We start from the raw sequence: 4,015 nt of genomic DNA, 5'->3' as shown, positions 1-4,015 counted from the left end.
GTCGAGCGCAAATTGGAGCAGCCCGTTTATGGGCCGCGTTCGGCGAAGCCCTGCCAAATCGATCCCTACCGCGACTACACAATATTACGGGCCGCAACAGCACGGGCCGTCTTGGGCGCAGGCTTTCATCCCTCTCTTGGCCTGCATCACCATAACCGGGGAAACCCCATGTGCCTTGTGGATGATTTGATGGAGCCATTCCGCCCCTTGGTTGATCTTTTGGTCGTGCGCCTGAATGAGAGCGGAGTTTCAACCCTGGACAAGGAAGCCAAACGCGCCCTGGTCGCGGTAACCGCCTTTGATTTGAACACATCGGCGGGCGTCACGCCCCTGGCCAATTCCCTGGAACGCTTGGCGCAATCCTTGGCCACCAGTCTGGAGGATGCAAAGCCCAGCCTCGACTTGCCCCTGGTCCCCTCCCCGCTCGATCTTTCCAGCATCGGGCGATGACGCAATGGCATCCCTGTCGGGATATCGCATGATGTGGGTGATGGTCCTGTTCGATCTTCCGGTCGGTACCAAGGCTGAACGCAAGCGGGCGACAGGGTTTCGTAACTTTCTTCTGGATCAGGGTTTTGCCATGGTTCAGTTTTCCGTCTATGCGCGATTTTGCGCCGGTAAGGAGCAGGCAGAGGCGCAAACCCGCGCTATCGAGCGCCAGATTCCCAAGTTCGGCAAGGTCAGCATTCTATTCTTCACGGACAAACAATATGAAAATACCATCAGCTTCACCGGACGGGAACGCTCGGCAGGTCCGAAAAAACCGGACCAACTCCTTCTGTTTTGACTCACGCAAGCCGAATTTTTCCATAGCACCGCACGAAAAAAACGCCCTGTTTCCAGGGCGTTATAAGTGGATCTAGTTTAGCCGATAGGGAACCGTGGTCCAGCCGCAACGCGCTGATCAGATTCGCGCCAAGGTGCTGCAGTTTAGCCGATAGGGAACCGTGGTCCAGCCGCAACCATCTGTTCGCGCTGGAAATCCTGCGTATAGTTTAGCCGATAGGGAACCGTGGTCCAGCCGCAACCGCATCGGACGGTCTGTGTCTATGGCAGCCAGTTTAGCCGATAGGGAACCGTGGTCCAGCCGCAACGATCTGCCCGAGGTTGACGCAGAAACCGGAGTTTAGCCGATAGGGAACCGTGGTCCAGCCGCAACTAAAAACATCCCGTCGTTGGCGTCGAACAGAGTTTAGCCGATAGGGAACCGTGGTCCAGCCGCAACGCCTTGGACGGCAGATCGATTCCCAGGCGGAGTTTAGCCGATAGGGAACCGTGGTCCAGCCGCAACAGGTGGAGGATGTCGTTGTCGGGCCAATCAAGTTTAGCCGATAGGGAACCGTGGTCCAGCCGCAACACCCGCGTTCAGTATCAAGGCGTCACATCGAGTTTAGCCGATAGGGAACCGTGGTCCAGCCGCAACAAGTCGCCATTCCTCTAGGCCATTTACGTTAGTTTAGCCGATAGGGAACCGTGGTCCAGCCGCAACGTGCTGAGAATTTGGCTTCGGCGGCTCCCTAGTTTAGCCGATAGGGAACCGTGGTCCAGCCGCAACGAATTCCTTAAGGCAATCGCCCCAAGAGATGGGGCGTCACCTCAAGGGACTGGATCTCCGAGCGATCCACTGGCTTGTCAATATCAGCGCCCGGTTTCTTTCCGCCTGCTTCCGCTGCGCTTCCGCAAGTAAAAACGGCTTAGCCTGATTAAGGGCTAAGCCGTTGATATATTTGGTTGCGGGGGCCTGAATCGTCAGACAGTTGACTCGATATTTTTCCGGATTTCGGCCCAGGGTAGCGGTGGGTAGCGATTCTTTGAACTCCTATTCCACGGGAATCGCGATACTCCTCCCAAACAACGTCTCGTACCCGTTGATCTTGCGCACGTCGTAACCGAGGGCCAACAACTTGCGTTTCAGGCGCTTGTCATCGACGACAGTCTTAACGCCCTGCTCCTTCAACCACTGCCGCATCACCCCTCTCAGGTTCCTCAACTGAACACGACCCTCCGGGTCGGGGCTGAGCATGGCGTCCATGCGCTAAATACCGTCAAACTGGCTCGACCCGCTCTGCGGGGAATGTCACGGTGACGGTGGTCCCGACGTCCATCACGCTGGCGATGGCGAGCGTTCCCCCGTGTAATTCTACGAGGCCCTTGGTCAAGGGCAGGCCGAGGCCGCTACCCTCGTGGCGACGGGCCAGCCCGGCGTCTACCTGACCAAACAGCGACAGTGCCTTGGCGATGCCGTCATCACTCATACCTATGCCAGTATCGGCAACAATGATCTCCATCCGACCCTCCGATGTGATGCGGGTTGAAACCCTCACTATTCCGTTCTTGAGGGTGAACTTCACCGCATTGGAGAGCAGGTTCAAAATAATCTGTTTCAATCGTCGCTCGTCGGCACGGAGGTGGGGGAAGTCAGGCTGGGTCTCGTAAACCACCGCCACTTCGCCCCGATCCGCCCTTGGACTAATCAACCGGATCGTCGCCACGATCACGTCCCTGACGCTAACGGTCTCCTCGTACAAGTCCAACTTGCCAGCATCGATGGCCGACACATCGAGAATGTCGTTAATGATGCGGAGCAGGTGCAGGCCAGCATTGTGAATGTCGTTTATGTATTCTGCGAACTTCGGAGTGGGTGGAGAGCCAAACATTCCGGTTTGCAGGGTTTCGGAAAAACCGATTACCGCGTTCAAGGGCGTGCGTAGTTCGTGGCTCATGTTGGTCAGTATCTCGGACTTGGCCCGATTGGCCGTCTCAGCCTCCATTTTGGATCGTAATACTGCCGCTTCCGCCTGCTTGCGCGAAGTAATGTCGCGCCCTTCCGGCACCAGATAAACGATGTTTCCTGACGTGTCATGGATCGGCTTTATAGAGAAATCCACATAGATCTGACCTTCTGGACCAGTATGAGTTGTTTCAAACCGCACGAATTCGCCCTTACCTGCCCGATCAATAGCGTCGATCAGCAGCTCGCGCCCCGCCGCATCATGCTCCCACCATGGCGTATCAGCGAAATGAACCCCAAGGAGTGTCCCTAGGCTGTCACGTCCGATAAAAGCCAAGGCGGTTCTATTGGCCTCCAAAAGTAACCCTTCGGAATTCAACAAGCCAATAAACTCGTAGGTATTATCAAAAATGGCCCGCATTCGCGCGTTGGAATCCTCGACCTCAAGGAGTTGTTGACTAATATCATTGAGGCTCAAGTTTGGTCCCCTTGAATGTCGGGCATCAACTCCTTCATTGCTCATGATGGCATTCCGACTGCACAATTCCTCTGCCTAATCCTAGGATCGGAAGGCAGGTGTTTATCGTGTGGCATTTGGGGGCATGTTGCCACGCAAAATGATCATAAATTCAGAGTTACCGTTTGGCTGCATGGGTCTGGGCCTACAGTTCTGGATCAACAGATGGAGTTTGACGCAAAGCCAACGCCTAAATTTCTTCGCAATTGAGACGGCTACTTCGGGTCAGCCTGCGCCGGTCGGCCGGTACGCTGCGGCCGACCGCTCTACCCCAGACACCCGTCGTTCGGCGAGAACGGCTGCGGCGGCCCTTGAGTGCCACAAGCCGTCATTTACTTACCCTGTTGGGGACTGTTGGCTTTTGGCATGGGCAGTACCAGCTGATGTGCTAGGCTAAATTCGTATGGCTATCTGCCATTTGGGGGAATGATGCCTATACTTCTGATCGTACTGTCAGCCTGTGGTTTCTTTGCCGTCATGGTTGGCGTGTCCAAACTGGCGGATCGCACCAAGGCGAAACCGGTCGCCAAAGATGCCCGGACCATAAACTTCCAGGGCATTGATGATGCCGGAAAGCTGACCCGACAGAAGGCGGAGCTTGAAGCTCGGGTCAAGGCGCTTGCTTCCAAGGAAGCATCCCTTATCGCTTCCATGCAGGAATTCGAGCAAGGCACAGATGCCCGCAAGGGGGCGAAGCTGGCTGCCGAGCAAGACGAAATCAATGCCGCCATTGCGGCTAGGAGCGCGGTTGAGGCGCGAGTTCACCA

General features: G+C 55.9%; 5 protein-coding genes and 1 CRISPR repeat array. Of the genes, 3 read left to right on the top strand and 2 right to left on the bottom strand.

Annotated elements, in window-relative coordinates:
* The coding region (locus A6A04_RS21865) for a CRISPR-associated endonuclease Cas1 (protein WP_172822808.1) at positions 1–450 on the top strand (450 nt) is incomplete at its 5' end.
* Between the two features lie 28 nt (positions 451–478).
* Positions 479–787 carry a CRISPR-associated endonuclease Cas2 gene (gene cas2 / locus A6A04_RS17455; RefSeq protein ID WP_245651268.1) on the top strand — a complete coding sequence of 103 codons (309 nt, stop codon included), beginning with the start codon at positions 479–481 and terminating at the stop codon, positions 785–787.
* 74 nt (positions 788–861) lie between these two features.
* Positions 862–1,555: a CRISPR direct-repeat array (repeat unit 36 nt; unit sequence AGTTTAGCCGATAGGGAACCGTGGTCCAGCCGCAAC).
* A 264-nt stretch (positions 1,556–1,819) separates the two neighbouring features.
* Here cas2 and A6A04_RS17450 read toward each other — a convergent pair.
* Positions 1,820–2,032 (bottom strand): hypothetical protein, encoded by a 213-nt coding sequence (locus tag A6A04_RS17450; protein WP_068495194.1) that lies wholly within the window; start codon positions 2,030–2,032, stop codon positions 1,820–1,822.
* A gap of 13 nt (positions 2,033–2,045) precedes the next feature.
* Entirely contained in the window at positions 2,046–3,209 is a 1,164-nt protein-coding gene (locus A6A04_RS17445; RefSeq protein WP_068495192.1) for a sensor histidine kinase, read from the bottom strand.
* Positions 3,210–3,674: 465 nt separating this feature from the next.
* Between A6A04_RS17445 and A6A04_RS17440 the strand changes: the two genes are divergently transcribed.
* On the top strand, positions 3,675–4,015 hold a 341-nt coding region (locus A6A04_RS17440; protein ID WP_156612671.1), incomplete at its 3' end, for a hypothetical protein.

The organism is Paramagnetospirillum marisnigri (assembly GCF_001650715.1).
Classification (GTDB): Bacteria; Pseudomonadota; Alphaproteobacteria; order Rhodospirillales; family Magnetospirillaceae; genus Phaeospirillum; species Phaeospirillum marisnigri.
This window is presented reverse-complemented; position numbering and strand designations above follow the sequence as displayed.